1 protein-coding gene and 1 pseudogene are annotated in these 2,225 nt (G+C 55.9%); both read left to right on the top strand.

Annotation, left to right across the window (positions count from 1 at the left end; all coding sequences use genetic code 11):
* Nucleotides 1–237 (top strand): annotated as a pseudogene (locus B3520_RS13920) (hypothetical protein); the annotation flags it as partial.
* Between the two features lie 58 nt (nucleotides 238–295).
* Nucleotides 296–2,225 (top strand): rhamnogalacturonan lyase (locus tag B3520_RS13915; protein ID WP_286876319.1); only part of this gene is annotated, 1,930 nt, incomplete at its 3' end.

The raw sequence follows: 2,225 nt of genomic DNA, 5'->3' as shown, positions 1-2,225 counted from the left end.
AACAGCCTGCTGTGCCGAATGCTTGCAACGCTGCGCGGTGATAATCCGGTGTATCTGTCCAATGACTCGACGGGAACCGTCAAGGGCGCGGCGTCTCTGGCGCTTTCCGACCCGCAAAGTCCCGAAGGCGGAACCCTTTGTGAGCCATTGTCGATCGACGGTCTGGATCACTACAGGGCGCAATGGCGGAACTATTGTCAGGCGTTGGCAGTGGAGTCTTCGGCTGCATCGCTCTGAGAAAAGTCGCATCGTTTCTATAGCCAATCAACCTTATCGACCAAATGCAGGTTCAATCATGAAAATAACGTTGCATAACACCAAGCGCTCATTCCGCCGGGCCCCGCTGGGACTGCTGTTGCTCGTCACACTGCCCGGTTGTGGTACCGCATTGAATGACAGCGATCCATCGGTGGCGAAGGGAGCGGATCAGAAGGTAATAAAACTGGCCGACGTAAAATCCGGAAGCCAGGACGGCCGGTTCCTGGAGCACCTGAATCGCGGATTGGTGGCGATACCTTCTGATAAGGGTGTGCTTGTTTCCTGGCGACAGTTGTATCAGGACCCTGACGGTCTGTCATTTTCAGTGTATCGGAACGGCGAATTGATTTCGGAGCAGCCCATTAACGGGCGTTCCAACTTTATGGACCCGGAAGGAAAAGCCGGTGACGAGTATCAACTGAAAACCGATGGCCAGATCGTTGATGTGGCAACCACCTGGAGCGCCCCTTATCTTGAAATTCCGTTGGATGTGCCGGAAGACGGTGTGACGCCCGATGGTGATCGCTATCACTACACCGCCAACGATGCCAGCGTTGGCGACCTGGATGGCGATGGCCAGTATGAAATCATTCTCAAGTGGGATCCTTCAAACGCAAAAGATAACTCCCAGGGTGGCTATACGGGTAACGCCCTGATCGATGCCTATACTCTGGACGGTGAACGGCTCTGGCGGATCGATCTGGGCCGGAATATCCGCTCCGGTGCCCACTACACCCAGTTCATGGTGTATGACTTTGATGGCGATGGCCGCGCGGAGATCGCCATGAAAACCGCTGATGGAACCGTGGATGGAGAAGGCAATGTGATCGGGTCGGCGGACGCCGATTGGGTCTCTCACAGCGGGAATCCTGAGGTGAGAGACCGCACGGGATCAAAGGTTACCGAAGACGGGCGCTATCTGGGTGAACTCAAAGGACGAATTCTCAAAGGCCCGGAGTACTTCTCCGTGTTCGATGGCGAAACCGGTCGGGTTCTGGATACCAAGCCCTATATACCCCAGCGTGCTCCGGGCAACGATAACCCGACGATGGATGAGATGAAGTCGCTGTGGGGGGATGGCTATGGCAACCGGTCTGAGCGCTATCTTGCCGGTGTTGCCTTTCTGGACGGCGAGATGCCCAGTATCGTTATGGCCCGTGGCTACTACGAGCGCACCGTTATTGCCGCTTACGATTTCCGGGATGGCGAAATTTCTACCCGGTGGACCTTTGATACCCTGTCAGAGGAGATACCTGACGAGTACGCCGGGCAAGGCAATCATCAGCTGTCCGTAGCGGATATCGATGGCGACCGAAAAGATGAAATCATTTACGGTGCCATGGCCGTCGATCACGATGGTTCCCCGAAATGGAGCACTGGGTTCGGTCATGGCGATGCTCTGCACGTATCGGATCTGGACCCGGAAAACCCAGGCCTTGAAGTGTTTGGTGTTTATGAGGACATTCGCGGAAACGGTGGCATTGGCTCCGCACTGATTGATGCGCAGAGCGGCCGGGTCCTCTGGACGAAAAGCGCCCGGAAAGACAATGGCCGGGGGCTGGCCGCCAATATTGATCCGCGCTTCCCCGGCGCTGAGGTCTGGGCACTGAATGCGCCGGAGTTGTTCGATATCAACGGAAAATCCACCGGCGCCCAGCGTCCTGGTCCGGTCAATTTTGCCGTCTGGTGGGATGGTGACCTGCAGCGAGAGCTGCTCAATCACAATACCGTCTACAAGTGGAATTGGGAAACCGAGCAGGTCGATACTCTGATGGAGGCCAGTGGTATGACCTCCAATAACGGAACCAAAGCCACTCCGGCGCTATCGGGTGATATTTTTGGTGATTGGCGCGAGGAGATTATATTGCGCTCGGAGGATAATCGGTTTCTCCGGATCTACTCCACTCCTATTCCCAGCGAGCACGGATTCACCACGCTGATGCATGACCTGCAATACCGGCTCGCCA

It is taken from the genome of Marinimicrobium sp. UBA4509, from assembly GCF_002388575.1.
GTDB classification, from domain to species: Bacteria; Pseudomonadota; Gammaproteobacteria; order Pseudomonadales; family Cellvibrionaceae; genus Marinimicrobium; species Marinimicrobium koreense.
Note: the sequence above shows the minus strand (reverse complement) of the source record. Positions and strands in the feature narration are given on the sequence as shown.